Here is a 24,300-nt window from a genome sequence, read left to right as displayed (position 1 = left end):
GCCGGACGCGGCGCCGCGCGTGCGATACGCATGCTGCACGTTTCTTGCACGCAACGCAGGCCCGAGCGGAAAAGCAAAGACAACCGCCATTCTAATAAGCCCGCATTACCAATGGAAAAACCGACTCCACACAGCGGACGCGCGCCGACCGTCATGTGAAAACGGTCGGCGGCGAGCGCCGTACGGAAGCCGGAATTCATATATGCATGGGCGGTCGCAGACGGCTCATGGACAATCGCGAAAACGCCTGCGGGAACCGTCAGAAGTCAGACATGTGGAAGCCGTTCTTCATGTTCATGCTGGTGGTGTAGAGCACGGAATCGAGCAGCTTGTCGGTTTTCTCCTTGAGCTGCGCGGCCATGGTCTCGTTGGCAGCGGCGAGCACGTCGCGGGCTTCGCCGTTGCGCACGGCCTTGATAACCTCGTCCGGCTCCAACGGCTGCACGTCGCCGTTTTCGTCATCCGTCTCGAATTCGTCGGACACGCCTTCCACCAGACGGGCGATCTGCTCATCAGTGGCGGCGATCATGCGGTGGCCCATGCCGCCGGTCTTCTCCTGGTAGCGTTCCACCGCGTTGGAGGTGTCGGCGAAGTTGGCGTCGCACAGGGCCGCGATGATGCGATTCTCCCAGTAGAAGTTCTCGGAGGTGACGCGCGTGGTGGTGTCCTCGAGATACTTCGGCGTGGAGCCGACGTTCGGATAGAACGGCACGAGCGTGTTGAACGGGTTGGAGCCGTAGGCGATCCACTGCACGGCGCGGTTGACCTGCGGACGGTACGGGCGGATCTGCATGACGGACAGCTGGCTCTGACGGTTGATGCCGATCGGGCGGAACATGTGGCGCGAATGCTGGTCGCCGAGGATGCCGTACGGATCGTACGGGGTGCCCTGGTAGTGGGAGCTCAGCACGTACTTCACGTCCTCGATGGTGATCTTGCGATCGGGCTGGCGGGCCCACGGAATGTCGTCCGAGGTCGGCTGATGGTCGGCGTCCTGGCCGTCCCACTGCTCGTCGTACGGGTTGAGGAAGCGCTGCATGTACCAGGCGCGCGGCGTGTTGTAGACGTGGTCGGAATCGGAGTGGGAACCGAAGGCGTCGCGCGGATTGAACGGGGTGACGTTCTCCACGGCCAGATCCAGATGGTTGCGTTCGATGAACTCGCCCAGATCCGCAGAGCACATGTGCTCCTCCTGGTCGCCGAGGGCGTCGTCGAGGTCGAATTCGTCGATGCCGAGCTGGTTCGGCATGGTCACGTACGCCTCGTCCGGCACACGCTTGGCGATCCAATGGTGGCCGCCGACGGTTTCGAGCCACCAGATCTCATTGACGTCGGAGAAGGCGACGCCGTTCATCTCATACGTGCCGTGCTTCTCGAGCAGTTCGCCGAGACGGGTCACGCCCTCGCGGGCGGTTTTGACGTATGGCAGCACGAGGGTGAGGAAATCCTCCTCGCCGATGCCGCCGGGCACTTCCGGCTCATAGCCGTCGGCACCGGGCTGGCCCTTGGCCGGGGTGAGCTCCACGAACGGGTCAGCGCCAAGCACACGCTCGTTGGTGGTGAGGGTTTCGGTGGCGCTCATGGCCACGTTCGCCTCATTGACGCCGGCTTCGCCCCAGATACCCTCCTTCAGGTCAGCGTTCGGCACGGCCGTGTACTGCAGCGGATCGTCCGGCAAGTCGATTTCGATGTGGGACAGCACGCTCCTGTAATGCTTCGGCTGTTCCTCGGGCTTGACGACGACGAAACGCTTCGGGCAGAATTCGCCGTTCGCGCTGTCCTCATTGCGGGCGATGATGGTCGATCCGTCGTAGCTCGCGTCCTTGCCGACCAGAATCGTGGTGCATGCCATGTGTTTGCAATTCCTTTCGATGGTGTTGCTGATAGGTGTTGCCTATACGTGTGTTTCATGCGGTTCGCACGGCGATATGCGGCACACGTGCGATACCGGTTTTGCAAGGCCGGCTGCGATCAGGCCTTGCCGGTCAGGAAGACGCCGCCCTGGTCCGCGATGGTGCCGGAGGTGCGCAGCGCGCGCTCCATCTCGTTGAGCCAGAAGCCCTGGTTGAGTCCGGCAAGCGGAGCCGTGGTGCCCCATACGTGCAGATAGTAGTCGTGGTCCTTGTCAGGCGGGCACGGCCCGTTATAGCGCATGGTGACGGCCGGGTCAGTGCTGCGTCCCTTGAGCAGCGGCGACGCGGCGGAAGTGCGACCCTGCACCGTTTCGGGAATCATCGCGGAAACCGTGCGGGAGAAATCGGCTGGAATCGCCAATGCGTGGGAATCGTTGAAATCGTACATCAGCGCGTCCACGGGCAGGTTGGCGAGCGCCCAATGGTTCCATTGGAAGCCGCATACCGGAATGGAATCGGGATCGACGAATTCCCAATGCAGGAACTGCACGGCAGGGTCAAGCTCGTCGATGTAGAAGGGGAAGGAAACGATCGGAGTGCCGTCGATGCGATTCTCAGGCGGCGCCGCCTTGGCGAACGCGGCGGGAATGACGGTGAAATCTGCGGAAATCTTCATATCTCCAGTATCGCGCATACCAATGTACAACGCGTCCGATTCGCCGGAAACCGAAAGCCTGCAACCGAAAACGACCCCATCCGTGCGGCAATCGCACGAAACGGGGTCGTTTCCGGGAAACAGGGCCTATCAGAACCTTGGAGACATCGTTCTCATAGGCACAGATACATGTGTCGAAACCCTGCGGCCGCGGGAATCGCAGCCGCAAAGCCCAGACACAGCCGAGTGAAGGAAAGAAGGGGAATCACTCGGCCGGCTTGTAGAAGTCGCCGTTGAGGGCGGCGGCCGCCTTGGCCTTGGCCTCTTCGAAGGTGACTTCGGCGAGGGCCGCGCGGACGTCGTCCAGCGCGACCGGGGTCATGGACAGGGAGTTGACGCCGAGGCCGGCCAGCACGACGGCCAGATCCGGATCGGCCGCGGCCTCGCCGCACACGCCCACCGGCATGCCCTTGGCGTTGCCCGCGTCGCAGATCATCTTGATGGCGCGCAGCACCGCCGGATGCCAGGCGGTCTGATAGTTGGCCACGGAACCGAGGGTACGGTCGGCGGCGAGCGTGTACTGGGTCAGGTCGTTGGTGCCGATGGACACGAAGTCGGCCACGTCGGCCACCTTGTCCGCCATGAGGGCGATCGACGGCACTTCGGCCATCGCGCCCACGAACTTCAGGCCGAAGCTCTTGCCGAGCTTGACGAAGTAGTCGGCCTCATGCTGGTCGGCCACCATCGGGGCCATGACCCACAGGTTGGCGTCGGTGGCAGCATCCGCGGCGGCGAGCGCCTTGAGCTGGCCTTCGAGCACGTCCATGTGGGCGCGCAGGGTGCGCAGACCACGCAGGCCGAGGGCCGGATTCGGTTCGTCCTCCGGGGTGAGGAACGGCAGAGGCTTGTCGGCGCCGGCGTCGAGCATGCGGATCACGACCTTCTTGCCCGGGAACTGGCTGAGCAGTTCGGTGTAGGCCTTGGTCTGCTCTTCGACGGTCGGCGGCTCGGAGTTGCCGATGAACAGGAATTCGGTGCGGAACAGGCCCACGCCTTCGGCGCCGTATTCCAGCGCCTTCGCGGCGTCGGACGGCTTGCCGACGTTGGCGAGCAGCGGAATCAGGTGTCCGTCCTTGGTGGAGCCCGGCTTGCCGCGCAGCTCCTTGGCTGCGGCGGCGCGGGACTTGGCAGCTTCAGCGGCTGCGATCTCCTCTTCGGTCGGATCGACCGTGATCTCGCCCTTGGCTGCATTGACGATGACGTTGGTGCCGTTCTGGAGATCTTCGGCTTCGGCGGCGGAAACGACCGCCACGATGCCACGTGCGCGCGCCAGGATGGCGGTGTGGGACGTTGGGCCGCCCTGGGAGGTGACGATGGCCAGGGTCTTGGACATGTCGAGCGCGGCGGTGTCGGCCGGGGACAGGTCTTCGGCCACGAGCACGAACGGGGTTTCGCTGGTCGGCAGGCCCGGTGCCGGGGCGCCCATGAGGTCAGCGATCACACGCTGGCCGACGTCGTGCAGGTCGGCGGCGCGTTCGGCCTGGTATCCGCCGATGGCGCGGAACATGTCCTCGACAGCGGCGAAGCCTTCCAGCACGGCGCGTTCGGCGGTTTTGCCCTGGTTGATGAGGTCCTTGATGGACTGCGCGAGGGACGGGTCGGATGCGAACATGGCGATGGCCTGCAGGATCGGGGCGGCCTGCTTGGCGCCTTCGTCTCCGTTGGCGGCCTCTTCGGCGCGACGGTTCAGGTCGGCGTTGACGAGGGCGAGCGACTTCTCGACGCGGGCGATTTCGCTTTCCGCGGAGACGCCTTCCGCACGCGGCGCGTCCGACGGCTCCGGAAGCGGGGCGGCCATACGAATGACCGGGCCGACTGCGACGCCACGACCGATACCAACACCCTTGATGTTCATGGGAACTCCCTTTCCTGTTTCCTTGGAAAAAATATTGGGTACGCAAACGATTGCAGGATTACACCTGCCATGCGCATAAGTTACTGCAACAATCCCCACCGTCTTCGCCGGTAAATCGTTTTCAGCCTGCAATCAGTATACACAAAATTTCCGCAAAACAAAACCGGTAAACGTTTTCTGTGTCGAGCGAAATGTGTTACACTAAGCATTAAGAAAAGCAGATGCCGGCCGTCGCCGCGCAAATGCAATCGATACGCAAAAATCGATACGCATCGACGTGTAAATATCGAAAATACCTAGCGTAAACGCAATCAAACACCAACCATTGAAGGAGTCCATCATGGCAGTCCGCAATCTCGTCATCAACGATCCGGTCGGCATCCACGCCCGTCCGGCCGCAATGTTCGCTCAGGCCGTCACCGCTTCCGGCCAGACCGTGACCATCGCCAAGGAAGGCGGCAATGCCGTCCCAGCCGGCTCCATCCTGTCCATCATGGGCCTGGGCATCAAGCAGGGCGACACCGTGGTCATCAACGTCGAAGGCGACAACGCCGAGGCCGTGGCCGACAGCCTGGCCAACATCCTCGTCAACGCCGAGTGACGCTTCCGTCGCCGACATTCCAAGGTTTTGAGACCGCCCGCCGATTCGACGGGCGGTCGTTCTATTCTTGATGGGTCTTTCGATTCCGGGTTCCCGCTTCTGATTCCGGGTTCCCACTTCAGGAAGGTACGGTGCGCATGGCAGGCAAAGCCGACGGCGGCAGCTCCATAACCAATGTCGCGGCGATGGCCAACGTATCCATCGCCACCGTCTCCCGCGTGCTATCCGGCAAACGAAGCAAAGACGACGACATCGCGCGGCGCGTGCGCGAAGCCGCCAAGCAACTCGGCTACTCCGTCAATTACGCGGCCAGCGCGCTGCGCAGCGATGTGACCAAAACCATCGGATTGGTCATTCCCAGCGCCACGGACGCGTTCGCCGCGCAACTGCTCGACACGATCGAGCCGACCATCGACGTGGAATCACAACAGCTTCTACTGGGTATCGGCGCCACGCAGGAAGCGCAAAAGGAACGTATCGAATCGCTGATCGATCGTCATGTGGACGGCCTGATCGTGATGCCCGCGCCCGGAGCCGACCATGCCGAAACGCTGAGTCGCCACGCGGACGCATTGCCGATCGTGCAGATCGGCGGACGGCAGACCTCGCCGCACGTGTCCATGGTCGGCATCGACGAAGACGTCGCGATGGAGACCGTCGTCCGGCATCTCACCGAACAGGGCATCGCATCCGTCGCGTATATGGCCGGCAACGAGCTGTCCTTCGAATCGGCGGAGCTCTTCACCATGTTCCACACGCATCTGCGCACGTACGGGCTCGCCACGGACGAGGATTGGAACCGGTTCGGCGCATGCACGGTGCAGCGCGGATTCGATTGCGCCATGCGGCTGTTCAACGGGCCGATCGTGCAGCCGGAGGCCGTGGTCTGCGCCGACGACACGATCGCGTTCGGCGTGATGGTGGCGCTGGACGCGCTGGGCATCCGCGTGCCGGAGGATGTGCTGGTGGTCGGCTACCACGACTCCCCCATCGCGCGCACCACCATGCCACAATTGACGTCGATGCGCGCGCCCTTCGAACGCATCGTGTCGGAGTGCCTGCAATTGCTGGCTTCCAGCCCTGCCGGAGGCGCGGCTGAGACGACTGATGCGTCCGGCGGCAACGTGCGCGCGCCCCGCGTCATGCTCGCCCCGCAGCTTATTGTGCGGGATTCCTCGGTGTTCCGCCGGTGAATCGCGAATCGAATCGCCGGTAATTACTGGAAATTACGAAAATCACGGAATCAGCGCGCAGAACAGCGCTTCGAACACCAAAACCGGATTGCCGTTGCCGTTGAGCCTGCGGCGCGCGGTGGCGATGTCCTCCAGCCGGCGCACGGCGCCCGTACGGTCGAGCCGTACCGACAATTCCGTGATGGCGGAACGGTTTTCGAGGTTGATGAGTCCCACCGCGTCCTCGGCGTTGTTCTGCAGCACCGCCACGTCGCGGTAGACGCTGGCGATGGAATTGAGCGCACGGTCGAGCACGTCGCGCGTGAGTCTCGTGGCACGCCGCTTGAGCTCGTCTTTTTTGGCGATCGCATTGTACGCGCCGCGCAGTTTTGGAGGTATGCGGTCCTTCGCGTCGAGGCCGTTGACACGACGGAAATCGGCTTCGGCCGCGGCCGCTTTGACGTTGACTTCCGCTTCGGCCTGGGCTTTCGCATTGTCGATGAGATCGCCGGCCAGCAGCACCGCGTCGGACGCGCGATGCAGCTCCAGCACGCCGACGATGAGCTCGTCGCGGTCCGTCATGACACGTTCGTTCTTGGCATACAGGTTCGCGATACCGATGTGCCCTTCCGAAAGCCTTGCCGCACGTGCGGCGATCTTCGGCTCGAATCCTTCCGATTCCAGGAATTTCGCAACCGCCTGATTGGTGGGCACCGCAAGGTTGACGATGCGCGTGCGCGAGCGGATGGTCGGCAGCACGTCCTGGGCGCTCGGCGCGCACAACAGCCAGATGGTATGCGCGCTCGGCTCCTCGATCTCCTTCAGCAGCACGTTGGTGGTGCGCTCCAACATGCGGTCCACGTCCTCGATGATGATGATGCGCCACGGCGCGGTGCCGGGCATCTGTTCGGATGTGGCGATGATGTCCCTGACCTCGTCGATGCCGATGGTGACCTTGTTGGTGGCCAGCACGGTCACGTCGGGATGGGTTCCGGCGAGTACCTGTTCGGTGGTTTTGGTCGGCTCGTCGTTCAGTCCGTGGTCGAGGCTTTCAAGCGCGGCGGCGAACGCGCGCGCCACGTTGGACCGTCCGGATCCGGGAGGGCCGCAGATCAGCCACGATTGCGCGATGGCTTTCGGATCGCCGCTGGAAACGGCTTTGAGCTGCTCGACCACCTGCGATTGGCTGACTATGGAATCCCATACGCTCATGCGACACCCCCGTCAGTAGCGGTCACGTTGTCGAAATCGGCTTTGATGTGGGACCACACCTCGTCGATGGACGGTCCGGCGTCGATGACACGGAAGCGTTCCGGCTCGGCTTGGGCCAGGTCGAGGAACGCGGCGCGCGTGCGACGCTGGAATTCGTCGCCGGCCGCCTCCATACGATCCTCGGCATGCTGCAGCCGCGCGTGCGACCGCGTGGGATCCATGTCAAGCAGGTACGTGCGCTTCGGCAGCAGACCACCGGTGGCCCACATACTGAGGTTCCTGATCTCCGCGGGTGTCAGCTCACGGCCGCCCGCTTGGTAGGCGAGGGACGAATCGAGATAGCGGTCGGTGATCACCACCGCGCCTCGCCGCAAGGCCGGTGCAATCACTTCCGCGACGTGCTGCGCGCGATCCGCGGCGAACAGCAACGCCTCCGTACGTGGGGCGATGTCGGCGCAATCGCCGTCATTGTCCGTATCCACGCCATGCAGCAGCATTCTGCGAATCGCCACGCCCAGCGCGGTACCGCCCGGCTCGCGCGTGACCACGCATTCGCGACCCTGCGATTCAACGTACGCGCGCAACCGTTCGACCTGCGTGGTCTTGCCCACGCCGTCAACGCCTTCAAACGAGATAAAAGTGCCCTGCATGCCTTTCACTGTACCGTGCGCCCCTGCCGTGCCCGGCCATTCGGCCCACGGCTTGGTGTCGTACGATGCCGATTGTCTTGCGGAACATCAGATCGTGCGACGTTTCCGCACCGCGTAACGTCAGCGTGCGGGAACGACTTCAGGACGCGCGTAGCCTTCGTTGGCGGTCAGCCAGTCGACGTCAGCCTTCACGGTGGACGCGGTGGAGCCGATCTCCTTCGCTATACGCGTATTCGCCCAGCCCTTGTCGGCCAGTTCACGCACCTTGGCGCGGCGGTCGGCACGCGCCTGTTCGGTCGCGCTCACTTTCTTCGCGGATTTCGCGCCTTTGGCAGCGCCCTTCTTGGCTCCCTTCGCAGCCGTCTTGCGGCCACGACGCTTCGACGGGCCCTGCGCGCGCTTCTCCGCCAGCAGGCGGAACGCCTCGGCCGGTTCGATCGATTCGGGAGCATATTGCTTCGGCAGTGTACGGTTTGTCTCGCCGTCGGTGATGTACGCGCCGTAGAAGCCGTCCTTGATGGTCACGTGCTTCTGGGTTTCCGGATCGGTGCCCAAGTCGCGCAGCGGCGGCTTGGCCGCGCCACGTCCACGACCGCGTCCGTACTTCGGCTGCGCGAACAGTTCCTTGGCCTTCTCCAAGTCGACGGTGAAGATTTCGTCTTCGGAAGCCAGCGAACGTGTGTCGGACTTGCCGTCGGCACCGGTTTTGGTCAGGTACGGGCCGTAACGGCCATTGTTGGCCATGACCGTAACCGTCTGCATTTCGCCGGTTTCGGCGTTCGCTTCCTCGTAGGAGCCGACTTCGCGCGGCAGGCTCAGCAGTTTCAGCGCGTCTTCCAGCGTCAGCGATTCCGGGCTCATCGTCTTGAACAGCGATGCCATCTTCGGACGGTCGGCGGCGGCCTTCTTGCCGGCGCGCTTCGTCTTGCCGGCTTTGTCTGTCTTGTCCGCCTTATCCGCGGCAGCGGCGGTTTCCTGCGATTCCGGCATGACCAGCGCCACGTACGGGCCGAAACGTCCGTTGCGCACCTCGATGGTGCCGCCCGACACCGGGTCCTTGCCCAGCTCGCGCGGGCCACCGGAATGGTTCTCGATCAGATCGTGACCGACCTCGACGGTCAGCTCATCCGGAGCGAGCGTATCCGGCAGCGAGGCGCGCTTCGGATTGCCTTCCGCATCCAGATGCTTCACGTCCTCAAGATACGGGCCGTAACGGCCGACACGCACGTGCAGACCATCGCCGATCTCAATCGTGTTGATCTCACGCGCGTCGATCTCGCCAAGCTGCGCCACCTGCTGCTGCAGGCCCTCATGCGCCTCGTCGGCGGACTGGGCCGCACCATCGCCGGAACCGAAGTAAAAGCGGGTCAGCCACGCCTTGCCGGTCTCATGGCCGCCTGCGATCCGATCGAGGCCGGTCTCCATATCCGCGGTGAACTCGTAATCCACATACTTCGGAAACTTGGTCTCCAGCAATTTGATGACGGAGAACGCCAGCCAGGACGGGATCAGCGCACGGCCACGCTCGTACACGTACCCGCGGTCGATGATCGTGGAGATGATGCTCGCATACGTGGACGGACGGCCGATTTCCTTCTGTTCCAACGTTTTGACGAGCGACGCTTCGGTGTAGCGCGCCGGCGGCTGGGTCTCATGCCCGTCCGCGGCAACGTCCACGGCGGCAAGCTCGTCACCGGGGTGCATCGGCGGCAGCGAGACGTTGTCATCGCTCTTCCTTGAAGCCTTCGAATCGACCTTCACTCCGGCTGCGGCCGCGCTCTTCTTCGCGTCGGCAACGCTACGGCGGCCCTCGCCGGTGGCCTTCATGAAGCCGGGGAATTCGATGACGGTGCCGGACGCCTGGAACATGGCCTCGCCGTCGGATTCGGTGGGCGCGGACAGGCGCACGGTTGCGGTGGAACCCGTCGCATCGGCCATCTGGCAGGCCAACGTGCGCTGCCAAATCAGCGTGTACAGCTTGAGCTGGTCCGCCGGCACCTTGCTGGCGATTTCGGCCGGGTCACGGAAATGCGCGCCCGCCGGCCTGATGCATTCGTGGGCCTCCTGGGCGCCAGCCGTCTTCGTGGCGTACTGCTTGGGCGCGTCGGACAGATACTGCTTGCCGAAATGCGTGGTGACCGCCTCGCGCGCGGCCGCGATGGCCTCCTGCGACAGCGTCACCGAATCGGTACGCATGTACGTGATGAAACCGTTCTCGTACAACCCCTGCGCGGCGCGCATGGTCTGCCGGGAGCTCATGCCGAGCCTATTGCCAGCCGTCTGCTGCAACGTGGACGTGGTGAACGGCGGCACCGGACGGCGACGATACGGCTTGGTCTCCATCGAAGCCACGGTGAACGTCGCATATTCCAGCGATCGCGCGATCGCATTCGCGTGCGTTTCGTCCAGCTGCACGACGTTGTCTTTGACGCCGGCCGCGGTCAGCTTGCCATCGTCGCCGAAATCCTTGGAACCGGCCAAACGGCGGCCGCCAAGCGACACCATACGAGAATCGAACGCAACATTGTTGCCGTCGGCGTCGGGCGCTTCCAGCGTGGCGGCGACATCCCAATAGGGGGCATGCACGAACGCCATGCGCTCACGTTCACGCTCCACAATCAGACGGGTGGCCACGGACTGCACACGGCCTGCAGACAGTCCCGGACCGACCTTGCGCCACAGCACCGGCGACAGCTCGTAGCCGTACAGACGATCCAGGATTCGACGGGTCTCCTGCGCGTCCACCATGGCGCTGTCGACGTCTCGCGTGTTGTTCAACGAAGCCTTGATCGCTTCCGGCGTGATCTCGTGGAACACCATGCGCTTGACGGGCACCTTCGGCTTCAGCGTCTGCACAAGGTGCCATGCGATCGCCTCGCCCTCGCGATCCTCATCAGTCGCGAGGTACAGGGTGTCGGCCTTCTTCAGCGCGCTTTTCAGTTCGGAGACGGTTTTCTTCTTATTGCCGTCCACGATGTAATACGGCTTGAAACCGTCTTCGATGTCCACGCCGAACTTGCCATACTTGGCTTTGTCGGCAGCCGGCACCTGGCTGGGCTGCGCAAGGTCGCGGATGTGGCCGACCGATGCCATAACCGTATATCCGGAGCCCAAATATCCGCCAATTTTCTTGGCTTTAGTCGGGGACTCCACAATCACGAGTTTGCTGCCGGTAGCCATAGCCACTCCTTATTACTAGTGTTTGCAACGCAATAATACTCATGAAACGAGCGGACATGGCAAACCGTCCGTGTGCCGCGCGCCCCCGGCAGGCCGGACGCGCGACTACCGATAAACCCGGAACCGGCTGTTTTCAACGCTTCGGCGGCGCGGGCGGAGCGCCCACCAAACCAAGCTTCGTCAACGGTGACGCGGTCAACTGCCGCATCGCAAGCGTCAGACCGAACATCAAAGCGGACACGGAAGCCGTCAGCACCATGGTGGAAAGATGCGCGCCGGAATACGTCCATTCCGCGCTCATGGCGAGTCCCGGCTGGATCTGCCAGATGATGTACGCGCCGTACAACGTGCCCAACACGCCGAACGTCAGCATCACACTGCCGACGATCTGCACGCCCGCGGACGAGGCGCGCGTGCCCGGCTCATCCATGCCATTGGAGAAGGTGGCGGCGAGCATCAGCATAGCCAATCCGCCGACGATCAGCAGACCCATGACCACGTCAGTCGGACGGTGCCATTGCCCGGCGATCACCGACATGCCGACCAGTACCGTATATATCCAGCCGACCACGGCCGCCAATGCGCGGAACGCACGCGGCACGGCGCACAGCAGTATCACGCTGGCCGCGGCGGCGAGGATGACATGTCCGGATGGCGCGGAATTACTGCGATTCGACATGAGATTGATAAGATACGGACGCGGCAGCAGCGGCTTGAGCAGTTCGGCCGCGGCGAAGCACAATCCGCCAAAAACGGCGAGCTGCGCGATGGTCAGCCATCGTTTGCGAACGACCAGCACAGCTATCGCGATCACCGACATGATGACGCTTACGGCGATCACCACGGCGGAAATGGTGAAGACATGCACGACCGGTTCCAACCATCCCGGCAGGGCGGCGTCGAATTTCGACCAGACGATGTCCTCATAGCTTTGACCGTCCATGGTGCGCACACCCAGCCACCAGATTCCGGCGGACGCGGCCAGCAGCAGCACGCCGAACACCACGCACAGCACGATGCTGGACACCCGTGGATGGCGGGTCAGCGGATCGGCTTTCGCCAATCCCCTGCTGACCTCATGTGGGGACAGCACCGATTCGACCTCGCCCGTGTCGGGGAACGACAGCGGCTCCACCGGTTTCGGCGGGACCGGCACGGGCTGCTGCAATATGTTCGTGGTTTTTTGCGGGTCTCGGATCAGTGGCTTGAATTCGTCGGTCATATTCACCGAGGATACGGCATCGCCCCTACTGTGGAACGTGCGTTGAAGAAGATATAAGAAAACCTCCACGCACCCGGAAGAGGCCACTTACCCTTGCTGCATTCCTGCCCTGGGGGAGTTGGGTGACGTACCGCCACGCGGAGGCTCTTGCCATATTACACCATGCCCCGACCTTGCCGCGCCGACCATGCGCGCGGGTACACTTGAGAAGGAATCGCACGCGTCGATTGTGCGTTTGCGTATCTGCGATAGGCATCGATTTGTTTCGGAAGGTTGTTTTGTTATGACTGATGCGGTGGAATATCCCGATCTGGTGGTCGTGGGCGCGGGCCTGTTCGGCCTGACCGTGGCCCAGCAGGCCGTGGAGCATCTGGGCGCGCGGGTCGAGATCATCGATGTGCGCGACCATATCGGCGGCAACGCGTACTCGTACATGGACGAGGAGACCGGCGCGGAGATCCACAAGTACGGCGCGCACCTGTTCCACACGAGCAACAAACGCGTCTGGGACTACGTGAACCGTTTCACGAGTTTCACGGACTACGTGCACCGCGTGTACGCGACGCATGACGGCGAGGTGTATCCCCTGCCGATCAACCTCGGGACCATCAACCAGTTCTTCCACGCGAGCTACACGCCGGCCGAGGCGAAGGCCCTGGTCGAACGGCAGGCGGGCGAGCTGGCGGGCACGGATCCGCAGAACCTGAACGACAAGGGCATCAGCCTGATCGGCCGTCCCCTGTACGAGGCGTTCATCAAGAACTACACGGGCAAGCAGTGGCAGACCGATCCGAAGGACCTGCCCGCGGGCATCATCAAGCGCCTGCCGGTGCGCTTCAACTACGACAACCGGTACTTCCGCGACACGTGGGAGGGCCTGCCCACGGACGGCTACACGGCATGGATGGAGCGCATGATCGACGACCCGCGCATCCACGTGACCCTGAAGACCGACTTCTTCGACGAGTCCCAGCCGTACAACAAGGCAGCGCTGGCGGCGGCAGGCGTGCCGGTCGTGTACACGGGTCCGGTGGACCGCTACTTCGACTACTCGCTCGGCGAGCTGAAGTGGAGGACCGTGGACTTCAAGGAGGTGCGCTACGACGAGGGCGACCACTTCGGATGCCCGGTGATGAACTTCTCCGACGCGGACGTGCCGTACACCCGCGCGATCGAGTTCAAGAACTTCAACCCGGAGCGCCGCGCGTCGCAGAACCCGGACAGGACCGTGGTGTGGGAGGAGTACAGCCGTTTCGCCGAGCGCGGGGACGAGCCGTACTATCCGATCAACACGGAGGCCGACAGGGAATTGTACGCGAAATACGAGGAGCTCGCGAAGGCGGAGCCGCTCACGGTGTTCGGCGGGCGTCTGGGCACGTACAAGTATTACGACATGCACCAGGTGATCGACACGGCCCTGACCGCATATGAGGAGCAGGTCGAACCACTCCTCAAGAAGTAAGGTCCGAATCGCTCTTTTAATCGTGCTGCATCCAAACATTGCACCGTCTGGATGTAGCACGATTCTGTTTTTTTCGGCGAAAAATGGAATCGTGCGACAAAAAACACAGTCCTCTGCCAGCCGAAAGCAGGCATCCGCCGATCCGCAATACCCCCGAATTCGATTGGTGGCACCGACATACAAAAATCCCCAATCCGCCGATGGCAGGTTGGGGATTTCCGCGTCCAGTTCAGGGGACCAGGCGATCAGGCGCGCCACACGTCCTTGCCGGCGGCCTTCGCAGCCGCCACATCGGCGTCAAGCTGCTCCTCGGTGCCTTCCACATCGCCCTTGATGAACTCCTCCACCAGACGACGGGCCTCGCCGTCCTCATGCTGCACGGCCGGGGACTTCATGAAGTAGGAGCTGGGAGCCAACACCGGGCCGGCCAGATGGCGGTCGAGCGCGATCTTGGCCGCACGCACGGCGTCGATCACGATACCGGCGGAATTCGGGGAATCCCACACCTCAAGCTTGTATTCCAGATTCAGCGGCACATCACCGAAGGTAGTGCCTTCCAGACGCACGAAGGCGAACTTGCGGTCGTCGAGCCAGGCCACGTAATCGGAAGGTCCGATATGCACGTTGTGCGGATCCATGTCGTGCGGCACCACGGAGGTGACGGCACGGGTCTTGGAAATCTTCTTGGATTCCAGACGGGAGCGCTGCAGCATGTTCATGAAGTCCATGTTGCCGCCCACATTGAGCTGGTACGTGCGGTCCAGACGGACGCCGCGATCCTCGAACAGGCGGGCCAGCACGCGGTGCGTGATGGTGGCGCCAACCTGCGACTTGATGTCGTCGCCTACAATCGGCACGCCGGCATCGCGGAACTTCTGCGCCCATTCAGGGTCGGAGGCAATGAACACCGGCAGGCAGTTCACGAACGCGCAGCCCGCGTCCATGGCGGCCTGGGCATAGGCCTTGTCGGCCTTCTCGGAGCCGACAGGCAGGTAGGAGACCAGCACGTCCACCTTCTTGTCGCGCAGCACCTGGGCCACATCCACAGGCTCCGCATCCGACTCCTCGATCATCTGACGGTAGTATTCACCCAGACCATCGTCGGTCGGACCGCGCAGCACCTCGACGCCCAGATTCGGCACATCCGCGAACTTGATGGTGTTGTTCTGCGAGGCACCGATCGCCTCGGACAGATCCTTGCCCACCTTCAGCGCATCGACGTCGAACGCGGTGACGAACTCGATGTCACGCACGCGGTATCCGCCGAAGTTGTTGTGCATCAGTCCGGGGATCTTGTCCTCGTCCTTGGTGTCCTTGTAATACTCGACGCCCTGCACCAGCGACGAGGCGCAATTGCCCACGCCGGCGATAGCCACTCGAATGCTCATCTGAAAACGACTCCTCTTATTACGCGTTTCGCAGGTTTATCAGGTTCCAAGCATACCCGCAGACCATTTTCGAATCTGGAAAATCGCTGAAAAGCACCGGCATTGCGACAGTTCACGGAAATTTGTCGATTTGTAAAAAAGCTGCGGAAAAACGTGCCCTTATCGGCGAAGCCAGTCATCAACACCCTTGTTTTTCAGGTCGTTCGGCTACGGTGGAAGGCATGGTTTCACGAAAACGAAGTGTGAGCTCACGCTCAAGAAGCGCGCGCAGAAGCAATGCCACGTCCACGACGCCGGGAGTAGGCACCACCTATGGCGTGCATGGCGAAGTGCTCAGCGAGCCGACCCATGCCCCAAAGCACACTTCGCATCGCGCTCCCAAAAAACGCAGGAAGCACAAGCATCTCGTACTCAAATGGATACTCGGCATCCTCGCGGCGTTCATCGCCGCGGGCATCGGCCTGTTCGCGTACATGTACATCACCACGGAAATCCCGCAACCTGAGAAATTCGCGCTGGCCGAGAAGACGACCGTGTATTACAACGACGGCACCACGCCGATCGGCAGCTATGCGGAACAGAACCGCGAAATCATCAGTTGCGCCGATCTGCCCGACTACGTCGGCAATGCGATCGTGGCTTCGGAGGATCGTTCCTTCTATACCAACAAGGGCATCGATCCGATTGGCATCGCACGCGCGTTGTACAACAATCTGACCACCGGCAGCAGGCAGGGCGGATCCACCATCACCCAGCAGTACGCGGAACGCTATTATCTGGGCGAAACCACGACATACATAGGCAAGCTGAGGGAAGCCTTCCTGGCCATCAAAATCGCGCAGGCGCAGGACAAGAGCCAAGTGCTGTGCAACTACATGAACACCATCTACCTGGGCCGCAACGCGTATGGCATCCAAGCGGCGGCCAAGGCGTATTACGGCAAGGACGCGAAGGATCTGACGCTTTCCGAGGCGGCCATGCTCGCAGGCATCATTCCGGGACCGAGCGTATGGAACCCGGACGCGAACCCCAAGCAGGCCGAGAAGCGATTCAAGCGCGTGATCCACATCATGGACGAGGACGGCTACATCACACCGGACCAGAAGAAGGAAGCGGCATTCCCGCAGGTCATCGAGATGCAGCAGGACAACCAGATGTCGGGCCCGAACGGCTATCTGCTCACCACCGTCAAGAACGAGCTGGTCAATTCCAAGACGTTCACCGCCGAGGACCTTGAGACGGGCGGCTACAAGATCGTCACCACGCTGGACAAAACCATGCAGGACGAGATCCAGCAGGTGGGCGACACCCGTCCGGAAGGCATGCCGGACAGCATCGAGGTGGGCGGCATCGCGGTGGAACAGAAGACGGGTTCCGTCAAGGCCATCTATTGCGGCCAGGATTATCTGACCAAACAGCTCAACAACGCCACCCAGGCCACCTTCGAACCGGGCTCCACCATGAAGCCGTTCGGTCTGCTCGGCGCGGCACAGCAAGGCGTGAACTTCAACACCACGTTCAACGGCAACTCCGGACAGGTCTTCGAGACCACGCCGGGAGTCACCGCAAGCGTGCCGAACGCGTTGAACACCAACTGGGGGTACATCAACCTCTACCAGGCCACGGCCAACTCGGTGAACACCGTGTTCATGGATGTCAACAAGCACCTCGGCGCGGACAAGCTGGCCCAGATCGCGCATCAGGCCGGCATCAAGGAAGACATCGACACGAACACCACGTACAACATCCTGGGCATCAACGCCATCACCGTGTGGGATCTGGCCCAAGGCCATGCCACCATCGCGAACGACGGCGTGAAGAACACGCTCCACATCGTCGACAGCGTCTCCAGCGCCGACGGCTCCAAGGAGCTATACAAGACCGCCCAGGAGAACGATCCGATCTTCGAGGCCAACGACTGCCATCTCGTGCAGAAGGCCATGCAAGGCACCACCACCTACGGCACCGCGGCGGGCGTCGCCAAACGTCTGGGGCGTCAGGTCGCCGGCAAGTCCGGTACGGCGAACGATGAGCTGGCCGCCTCCTTCGTGGGGTACACGCCGCAACTGCTCAATGTGTGGGCCATCTGGAATCCAGCCGAGGACGGCAGCGCACAGGTCGTGCCGCAGTTCGCCGGATACGGCGTCTCCTCCACCGGATATCCGTCCCACCTGTTCGAAGAGTTCATGAGCCAGGCCCTTCAGGGACAGCCCGTCGAGAACTTCACCGAACCGACCGACAACGGCAAGATCGGCGGACCCGACGGAACCTGGGGCACCGGCGGCGGAAGCTCCACGCGGAAGCGCTATACCAGCAACCAGTGGTACAGGTCCACGAACAGCCAGGGCACCACCACCGAAACCCCGAACACCACGGAGAACACCCAGCCGACGAATCCGACGCCCACGCCGAACACCACGACCGAAAACGGGCAAGGCGGCAACGGTGACAATGGCGCCGGTACCGACGGCGGTGGTGGTACCGATGGAAGTGAAGCGCCACAGTAACAGACAGCCATAGCCGTCATCGGCAGAAAATACCTACCGTAGGCTCATGTACAGCATCCGCCGATCGGAGCGAATCGTCGTTCCGGTCGGCGGATGTTTTTTGTGCGACGCTGCGCCGCTTGACGCCGCATAATTTGCTGTCATATGACTTTGCGCGGCGGTATTGCGGCGGCATACGACACGATATACGACGAGGGGCTTCCCGGGTTATCCGGAAAGCCCCTCGAATCATATGACGGCACGCCCGCTCAGCGCAGGCGGCTCATTCAGCGCTCGGAACGGTTGATGGCCGAGATGATGGCCTTCAGCGAGCTGGTGACGATGGAAGTGTCGATGCCGACGCCCCACACGATGCTCGCGTCATCCTCTTCGCCGATCTGGCATTCCACGTAGGAGGCGGCCATGGCGTCGGTGCCGACGGACATGGTGTGCTCCACGTAATCCATGACGGAAGCCTCGACGCCGAAGTTGCTCACGGCGTTGAGGAAGGCGGCGATTGGACCGTTGCCGATGCCGGAAACCTCACGCTCGACAGGCTCGTCGACACCGACATTCACGCCGCGGTCGAGAATACGGGCCTTGAGCACGGTGTCGGAGCCATCCTCGCCGGAGGAAACGGACACCTTGAGCAGCTTCAGACGGCCCCACTGCTTCAGGGTCTCGTCCTTGCTGTCTCCGACCACGACGCCGGCCGCGGTCGCGCCGGATTCCTCGACCGGCAGATACTCGTCCTTGAACAGGCGCCAGATGTCCTCGTCCTTGACTTCCTTCTTGGTCTCATCGGCGTAGTTCTGCACGACCTTGTCAAACTCGACCTGCAGACGCTTCGGCAGATCGAGGTTGTGGTTGGTCTTGAGCAGGTAGGCCATGCCACCCTTGCCGGACTGGGAGTTCACGCGGATGATGGCCTCGTAGGAACGGCCGATGTCCTTCGGGTCGATCGGCAGGTACGGCACGAGCCACACGAAGCTGTCCAGATCGGCGCCAGCACGGTCGGCGGCCACCTGACGGGCCTCGAGACCCTTCTTGATGGCGTCCTGGTGAGAGCCGGAGAACGCGGTGAACACGAAGTTGCCGGCGTACGGGTGGCGCTCGGAGATCTTGATCTGGTTGCAGTATTCGACGGTCTTGCGGATTTCCGGAACGTTGGAGTAGTCGATCTGCGGATCGATGCCCTGGGTCAGGAAGTTCAGACCAAGGGTGACCAGGTCGACGTTGCCGGTACGCTCACCGTTGCCCAGCAGGCAGCCTTCCACGCGGTCGGCGCCGGCCAGCACGGCCAGCTCAGTGGCGGCAACGCCCATGCCCTCGTCGTTGTGCGGGTGCAGGGACAGCACGATGGAATCGCGGTTGTCGAGGTTGTTGGACACGTACTCGACCTCGTCCGCGAACACGTTCGGCGTGGTCATCTCGACCGTGGCCGGCAGATTGATGATCATCGGATGCTCAGGGGTCGGCTTGATCACGCCGGTCACGGCATTGCAGACCTCGACGGCGTACTCGGGCTCGGTGCCGGTGAAGGACTCCGGAGAGTACTCGTAGTACAGGTCGATGCCCTTGGCTTCGCTTTCAAGGCTCTTGCACAGTTCGGCGGCGTCGATGGCCAGCTTCTTGATCTCTTCCTTGTTCTTGCGGAAGACGACCTCGCGCTGTAGCACGGAGACGGAATTGTAGAAGTGCACGATCGCGCGCTTGGCGCCCTTCAGCGCCTCGTACGTGCGGCGAATCAGATGCTCACGGCACTGGGTGAGCACGACGATGGTCACATCGTCCGGAATGAGCTCACGCTCGATCAGCATGCGGATGAAGTCGAAATCGGTTCCAGAAGCCGACGGGAAGCCGACCTCGATCTCCTTGAAGCCCATCGACACCAGCAGGTTCCAGAAACGCAGCTTACGCTCGGAATCCATCGGGTTGACGAGGGCCTGGTTGCCGTCGCGAAGATCGACGGAGCACCAACGCGGTGCACGCTGCAGTCGCTTGCCCGGCCACGTACGCTCCGGGTAATCAAACGGCACCTGCTTATCGTATGCGACGTACTTGTTGTACGGCATCTTGCTGGGCTTTTGCGGAGCTCCAATGAAACGCGCCGGAGGCAGCAGCGGGTCGTTATTCCCTCCGTTGGACGCCGCGGCGACTGCCGCGAGATCGAATACTGACGATTGATCCTGACCCATCACTCCTCCTTATCTTTAGAGTCGAACCGGTTATGCGCCGATCCACCTTGTTACGTGCATGTTACCTACCTGCACTGCCGCCCATACTAGCGACAACCAATCCCATATTTTGCCGACATTTCGAGATATGACGGATTAGTTTCGATTTTCGTCTTCTTTTTTCACCCCATATCCAGATTTTCCGCATTACAGTGGGCATCATGAGCTTGCGATTCAACAGCGACGGCACGTTCCGCGTGCTGCAGATGGCCGACATCCAGGACGGACCGGATGTGCGCGAGGACACGATCCGGCTGATCGACGCCGCCATCAAGGCATCGCACCCCGATCTCATCGTGCTCACCGGCGATCAGATCCGCGGCTACGATCCGGCATATATCGATACGTTTCTACGTCGCCGTGGCGAACAGCCCGGTACGCATGTGCGCGCGATCACCGAAATCGAAGCGAAAATCCGCGGCATCAAACGTCATCCAATCGCCAAAACACTGACCAAATCGCAACCCTCCGACGAATGGTGGATGATCGACGGCATCGGCACCGATTCGCCGAAACTGGTGAAAAGCGCAGGTCGCAACGGTTCTGCCAGCAAGCTGGAATCGTGGGCAGAAGCCATCAATCGCGTCACCGCGGCGTCGCTGCTCGACGAGACACGGCAGAAAGTGCGCGACACGTTCGCCGCGTTTTTGGGGCCGGCGTTGGAATCGCATATCCCCTTCGCCGCGACGTACGGCAACCATGATTTCCAATGTGGCATCCTCGCCGACGAACAGGACGATCTTTACCGCGAGTTTGCCGGCTGTATGAATCCCGTCGCCGGCTCGTCGCCATTGGCGCTCGAACCGGGCACGTTCGCGTTGCCGATCGAAGCGTCCGACGGTTCGGGGCGTATCACAATGAGCGTGATGATGGTCAATTCGGGCGATTACGCCGACACGGCAGACGCGGGTGACGGCAACGGACGGCAGTCGGTCACCGAATACGCGAAATACGCGGCGAATTCGCGCGGCTGGGATTTGGCCGACTCCGACGGCTACGGCACCCCCTCGCCGGAAGCCGTCGAATGGCTGAAGCGCGTGCAACGCGAGTTGGGCAGGCGCAATGGCGACGGGCAGGCGGTACCGGCAATCGCCTTCCAGCACATTCCGCCGCAGGAATTCTACGATTGCCTGCGCGAAGTGCCCGCCTACACGCCGAACGCCGTGGAAGGCGCGCGCACATTCGCCGGACACTGCTATGTGCTCGACCGCGACGTGTGCCGTCCCGGCTCCCGACTGGGCGAGGCGATTGGCTGCGCCGACGTGAACGTGGGCGAAGTGGACGCGCTGCGTGAGGCGGGCGGCTATTTCGCACTGTTCTGCGGGCACGACCACAAGAATTCGTTCGTCGGGCACGTGCATGACATCGACCTGGGATACGCGCCGACCTGCGGATTCGAATGCTACGGGCCGAAATCGCGGTTTCGCGGCATCCGACTGTTCGAATTCCGCGAAAGCAATCCGATGGCCTACGTGACGCGCATGCTGACATGGGGCGACCTGATCGGCCGATATTCCAGCAACGAGATGCGCGTGTTCTTCGAGGATCACTGCGTGACCGATTTGATCGGCGTGCGCAACGAGCTTCGCCGGCCGCAGGTCAGCGCCACGCTGCTGGGCGCTGGCGCGGTGGCCTGCGGCGCGATCGGATACGCGGTTCGGGGACTGCTGCGCAAATCGCAGTAATGCGATGCTCGTGGCAATCGCAATAATCGACAGCGACTCGACGGCAGCACCGCCGACAACGCGACCTTATCGAATATCACTCAAGATATTTCGATTGGAAGAAGGCGTCTTGCTGTGATTCGCTACCGAGATTCGTGTCCTCGGCATTCACGATAATCGGCGTTTCCAGTTTTGCGGGCATGCTGTCATACCACGCACGGCTCCAGCCGACGATCGCTTCGCTGAGCTGCGAACTGTCGTATCCCGCCGGATATACCGTGAATGTACCGCAAGGGGCAATGCCGTAGGGGTCGGCAACCGTATATTTACTACCGTTTTTGATATACGTGTCTCCTATATTGCCATCGATTTTCAGCGCCGATTTGTCGCATTGCATCGTATAGCTGCCGTCCGCGTTCTTCTTGGCATCCTTGAAACGGCCTTTGAAATTCGAAATGGTGACCGATCCGTTCGGATAGTCATCTCCCGTAATGCCCATGTCGGAATCATGATATGTTCCGCTGAACGTGCCATCGGACGCCACCGTCATAGTGGTGCCCCAACCGCCGGAACCGGAAGCGAAACCGTACTTTCCGGCGATGGACTTCATCAAAGACCGAGTGGCGGCATCCGATTGGGAATCAGATTTCTTGGTGTTTGCGTTCTTGCTTGCATTTTTGCCGTTAGATTTCTGACTCTTGGCGGACACGCCCTTGATGCTGGCGTCTTCGAGGGAATCCCAGTCAGGCTGGGTGCCCTCCACCAAGTAGTAGGCGGTCTCGTCGCTCGGGGCCGGCTTCATCTTGGTGATGGAGCTTCTGGAACCGATATGTCCGTTAAACGGCAGGAACGGATTGATGGAATTTTCCGTGACCGATTGTTCCTTCTCACTGTCCTTGTACTGATTAACATCGCGGTACATCAGGAACGGACGATCCGTATCGACAGCCTTCTGCTTCTTGGCTGCCGCAAGCGCGGACGCGTCGAAATAGCCATCGTCCTCCACTGACTTCACATCGGAGCCGACGGGGAACACGGCGAACAGATCCATCATGCGGTAAGAACCGCCGGATTCAACACTGCTGTGAGTTCCGTTTTCTTCGGGCTCCACAACGTGCCCGGCAGAGCAATACGATGACATCGGAGCCCCGCCAAGCACGATTTCGTCACCGCACCAATACGCGGTAAACGCTTTATGGGGGAACAACTCAAATGAACCGGAATCGCCAGTCAACAGATAATCGGCACTCTTGCTGCTGCAGAACGCCTGTTGCACCGCGTCACAGGAAACCAGCATCTCTCCGGTCATGCTGTACTTCGTATCCGCACCGCCTTCAGTCACTTCCAAAGATGTGTCACCGTCGGAATAGCTATCATCATGTCCCAATGTGATGCAGTCACCGGACTTGGTGCACCATTGCCCAGCCGCGACATCGCTGTTTCCAGCCAATTCGGCGCTGTCCATCCCACTGTATTTCTGCATGTACGTCTGCTTGGCACCTTCCGCATCCACGCCCTGATACAACGTGACCGTCTGACCTTCCTCCAACTGGCTGCCCGGCCCCGGCTTGGAACCCGACACCTTGCCGACGTTCTTCTTCGACGCGAGACGCTTCTCCACCTTCACGGTGTAGCCCTTGGACTCCAGCTCGGACTTCACGTCCGAAACGTTCTGGCCGACGATGTCCGACGGCAGGCCGCCATCGCCCTTCGCGGCCACGCCAATGTAGATGCCGTTCTTGCTATCCTTCACGGGCTGGCCCTGCACCGGATACGTACTCACCACGCTCCCCTCGGGGGTCTTGCTCGAATCCGAGACCAGCACCTTCTTGTAATGCACCGGAACACCCATGTCGGAGAACGTCTTCACCACCCGCTCGGCCTTCCTGCCAACAGTGCCGTCCGGAACGCCGGGTCCCAACGACTCACGCACCGTCACCGTGCTGCCGGACCTCACGCGCGCGCCGGAATCCACCCCCTTGTAGCCAAGGAACTTGCCCTTGCCCAGGCCGGAGAACTCCTTGACGCGCTTGACCTTGAAACCCTTGCCCTCAAGCTGCCTGACCACGACCTTCGCGTCCGCCGCCCTCGACGAATCCTTCGGGGATGCCACCGTCACGTCCGGCAGCGACCTGCCGCCCCACAATTCCATGCTGTACGTGACGATGCCCGCGGCAACGGCCGCGACCAGCACCACCGCGGCGACCGCGATTCCGATGACGAGATTGCGGTTCAAAGCCTTGGCACACGCACCGGCATCGTTGCCCTCTTTGCCCGATGGCGCTCCTGATCCGGCCGGGCCAGGTTGCGGCGCCGGCTGAGACTCCGATTGAAACACGGGCCGCACGGCAGGCAACGTCCCGCCGCCCGGCAACGGCACCGGCGGCATCGCACCGCCATCCTGCCCCAAATCCTGCGGAGAGGGAGCCTCGGCCACCGTAACATCACCCGGAACGGCAGCCAACGGACTGCCGCAACTCGTGCAGAATTTCGCCTCCGAAGCATTCCGCGAACCACACTGAGTACAGAACATGGAACCCCCACCGTCTATCGTCGTCTCGTCTCCGCAACCAAGTATAGGGGGAATGCGCGCCAATCCGTGC

The 24,300-nt window shown here is 61.9% G+C and carries 15 protein-coding genes and 1 other RNA gene; 5 read left to right on the top strand and 11 right to left on the bottom strand.

Annotated elements, in window-relative coordinates; all coding sequences use genetic code 11:
* Window positions 1-259: 259 nt before the first annotated feature.
* The 3 genes from OU26_RS06280 to ptsP all read right to left on the bottom strand — a co-directional run bounded on the left by OU26_RS06280 (window position 260) and on the right by ptsP (window position 4,423).
* Complete coding sequence (locus tag OU26_RS06280) at window positions 260-1,852, bottom strand: C69 family dipeptidase (protein WP_026646568.1); 1,593 nt, start codon at window positions 1,850-1,852, stop codon at window positions 260-262.
* Window positions 1,853-1,971: 119 nt separating this feature from the next.
* On the bottom strand, window positions 1,972-2,529 hold the full coding sequence (locus OU26_RS06275; protein ID WP_026646569.1) for a YbhB/YbcL family Raf kinase inhibitor-like protein: 558 nt from the start codon (window positions 2,527-2,529) through the stop codon (window positions 1,972-1,974).
* Between the two features lie 244 nt (window positions 2,530-2,773).
* A complete protein-coding gene (gene ptsP, locus OU26_RS06270) occupies window positions 2,774-4,423 on the bottom strand; it encodes a phosphoenolpyruvate--protein phosphotransferase (protein ID WP_026646570.1) in 1,650 nt (549 codons plus the stop codon).
* 340 nt (window positions 4,424-4,763) lie between these two features.
* Between ptsP and OU26_RS06265 the strand changes: the two genes are divergently transcribed.
* Entirely contained in the window at window positions 4,764-5,024 is a 261-nt protein-coding gene (locus OU26_RS06265) for an HPr family phosphocarrier protein (RefSeq protein WP_026646571.1), read from the top strand.
* Between the two features lie 137 nt (window positions 5,025-5,161).
* Window positions 5,162-6,217: a LacI family DNA-binding transcriptional regulator gene (locus OU26_RS06260; protein WP_026646572.1), complete on the top strand. Its 1,056-nt coding sequence runs from the start codon at window positions 5,162-5,164 to the stop codon at window positions 6,215-6,217.
* A gap of 42 nt (window positions 6,218-6,259) precedes the next feature.
* Here OU26_RS06260 and OU26_RS06255 read toward each other — a convergent pair whose 3' ends face one another.
* From OU26_RS06255 to ffs, 5 genes are all read right to left on the bottom strand, one after another.
* On the bottom strand, window positions 6,260-7,408 hold the full coding sequence (locus tag OU26_RS06255) for a DNA polymerase III subunit delta' (RefSeq protein WP_026646573.1): 1,149 nt from the start codon (window positions 7,406-7,408) through the stop codon (window positions 6,260-6,262).
* The gene (gene tmk / locus OU26_RS06250; RefSeq protein ID WP_026646574.1) at window positions 7,405-8,058 is read right to left on the bottom strand and encodes a dTMP kinase; all 654 of its coding nucleotides are present in this window, start codon (window positions 8,056-8,058) and stop codon (window positions 7,405-7,407) included. Before tmk ends, OU26_RS06255 begins: the two co-directional genes overlap by 4 nt.
* A 120-nt stretch (window positions 8,059-8,178) precedes the next feature.
* Window positions 8,179-11,238 carry a type I DNA topoisomerase gene (gene topA, locus OU26_RS06245; RefSeq protein WP_026646575.1) on the bottom strand — a complete coding sequence of 1,020 codons (3,060 nt, stop codon included), beginning with the start codon at window positions 11,236-11,238 and terminating at the stop codon, window positions 8,179-8,181.
* Between the two features lie 133 nt (window positions 11,239-11,371).
* Window positions 11,372-12,460, bottom strand: coding sequence for a phosphatase PAP2 family protein (locus tag OU26_RS06240; RefSeq protein WP_026646576.1), 1,089 nt, complete (start codon window positions 12,458-12,460; stop codon window positions 11,372-11,374).
* Window positions 12,461-12,513: 53 nt separating this feature from the next.
* Window positions 12,514-12,610: signal recognition particle sRNA small type (ffs, locus tag OU26_RS09895), an RNA gene on the bottom strand.
* 133 nt (window positions 12,611-12,743) lie between these two features.
* Here ffs and glf point away from each other — a divergent pair.
* On the top strand, window positions 12,744-13,922 hold the full coding sequence (gene glf, locus OU26_RS06235; protein WP_026646577.1) for a UDP-galactopyranose mutase: 1,179 nt from the start codon (window positions 12,744-12,746) through the stop codon (window positions 13,920-13,922).
* Between the two features lie 245 nt (window positions 13,923-14,167).
* Here the strand turns inward: glf and OU26_RS06230 are convergent, their stop codons facing one another.
* Entirely contained in the window at window positions 14,168-15,310 is a 1,143-nt protein-coding gene (locus OU26_RS06230) for an inositol-3-phosphate synthase (protein ID WP_026646578.1), read from the bottom strand.
* 221 nt (window positions 15,311-15,531) lie between these two features.
* On the opposite strand from OU26_RS06230, the gene OU26_RS06225 reads away from it, so the two are divergent.
* A complete protein-coding gene (locus tag OU26_RS06225) occupies window positions 15,532-17,817 on the top strand; it encodes a transglycosylase domain-containing protein (protein ID WP_081815633.1) in 2,286 nt (761 codons plus the stop codon).
* A 266-nt stretch (window positions 17,818-18,083) separates the two neighbouring features.
* Here OU26_RS06225 and leuA read toward each other — a convergent pair whose 3' ends face one another.
* A complete protein-coding gene (leuA, locus tag OU26_RS06220) occupies window positions 18,084-19,994 on the bottom strand; it encodes a 2-isopropylmalate synthase (RefSeq protein WP_026646579.1) in 1,911 nt (636 codons plus the stop codon).
* 197 nt (window positions 19,995-20,191) lie between these two features.
* Here leuA and OU26_RS06215 point away from each other — a divergent pair, with 197 nt between their 5' ends.
* Window positions 20,192-21,718 carry a metallophosphoesterase family protein gene (locus OU26_RS06215; protein WP_026646580.1) on the top strand — a complete coding sequence of 509 codons (1,527 nt, stop codon included), beginning with the start codon at window positions 20,192-20,194 and terminating at the stop codon, window positions 21,716-21,718.
* A gap of 76 nt (window positions 21,719-21,794) precedes the next feature.
* Here the strand turns inward: OU26_RS06215 and OU26_RS06210 are convergent, their stop codons facing one another.
* Window positions 21,795-24,230 (bottom strand): PASTA domain-containing protein, encoded by a 2,436-nt coding sequence (locus OU26_RS06210; RefSeq protein ID WP_026646581.1) that lies wholly within the window; start codon window positions 24,228-24,230, stop codon window positions 21,795-21,797.
* Window positions 24,231-24,300: the final 70 nt, after the last annotated feature.

The sequence above is a fragment of the Bifidobacterium ruminantium DSM 6489 genome (assembly GCF_000770925.1).
Classification (GTDB): Bacteria; Actinomycetota; Actinomycetes; order Actinomycetales; family Bifidobacteriaceae; genus Bifidobacterium; species Bifidobacterium ruminantium.
This window is presented reverse-complemented; position numbering and strand designations above follow the sequence as displayed.

Excerpts from the sequence above, each read along its gene's own strand:
- OU26_RS06280 (WP_026646568.1), bottom strand. The coding sequence starts at position 1,852 with ATGGCATGCACCACGATTCTGGTCGGCAAGGACGCGAGCTACGACGGA.
- OU26_RS06275 (WP_026646569.1), bottom strand. The coding sequence starts at position 2,529 with ATGAAGATTTCCGCAGATTTCACCGTCATTCCCGCCGCGTTCGCCAAG.
- ptsP (WP_026646570.1), bottom strand. The coding sequence starts at position 4,423 with ATGAACATCAAGGGTGTTGGTATCGGTCGTGGCGTCGCAGTCGGCCCG.
- OU26_RS06265 (WP_026646571.1), top strand. The coding sequence starts at position 4,764 with ATGGCAGTCCGCAATCTCGTCATCAACGATCCGGTCGGCATCCACGCC.
- OU26_RS06260 (WP_026646572.1), top strand. The coding sequence starts at position 5,162 with ATGGCAGGCAAAGCCGACGGCGGCAGCTCCATAACCAATGTCGCGGCG.
- OU26_RS06255 (WP_026646573.1), bottom strand. The coding sequence starts at position 7,408 with ATGAGCGTATGGGATTCCATAGTCAGCCAATCGCAGGTGGTCGAGCAG.
- tmk (WP_026646574.1), bottom strand. The coding sequence starts at position 8,058 with ATGCAGGGCACTTTTATCTCGTTTGAAGGCGTTGACGGCGTGGGCAAG.
- topA (WP_026646575.1), bottom strand. The coding sequence starts at position 11,238 with ATGGCTACCGGCAGCAAACTCGTGATTGTGGAGTCCCCGACTAAAGCC.
- OU26_RS06240 (WP_026646576.1), bottom strand. The coding sequence starts at position 12,460 with ATGACCGACGAATTCAAGCCACTGATCCGAGACCCGCAAAAAACCACG.
- glf (WP_026646577.1), top strand. The coding sequence starts at position 12,744 with ATGACTGATGCGGTGGAATATCCCGATCTGGTGGTCGTGGGCGCGGGC.
- OU26_RS06230 (WP_026646578.1), bottom strand. The coding sequence starts at position 15,310 with ATGAGCATTCGAGTGGCTATCGCCGGCGTGGGCAATTGCGCCTCGTCG.
- OU26_RS06225 (WP_081815633.1), top strand. The coding sequence starts at position 15,532 with ATGGTTTCACGAAAACGAAGTGTGAGCTCACGCTCAAGAAGCGCGCGC.
- leuA (WP_026646579.1), bottom strand. The coding sequence starts at position 19,994 with ATGGGTCAGGATCAATCGTCAGTATTCGATCTCGCGGCAGTCGCCGCG.
- OU26_RS06210 (WP_026646581.1), bottom strand. The coding sequence starts at position 24,230 with ATGTTCTGTACTCAGTGTGGTTCGCGGAATGCTTCGGAGGCGAAATTC.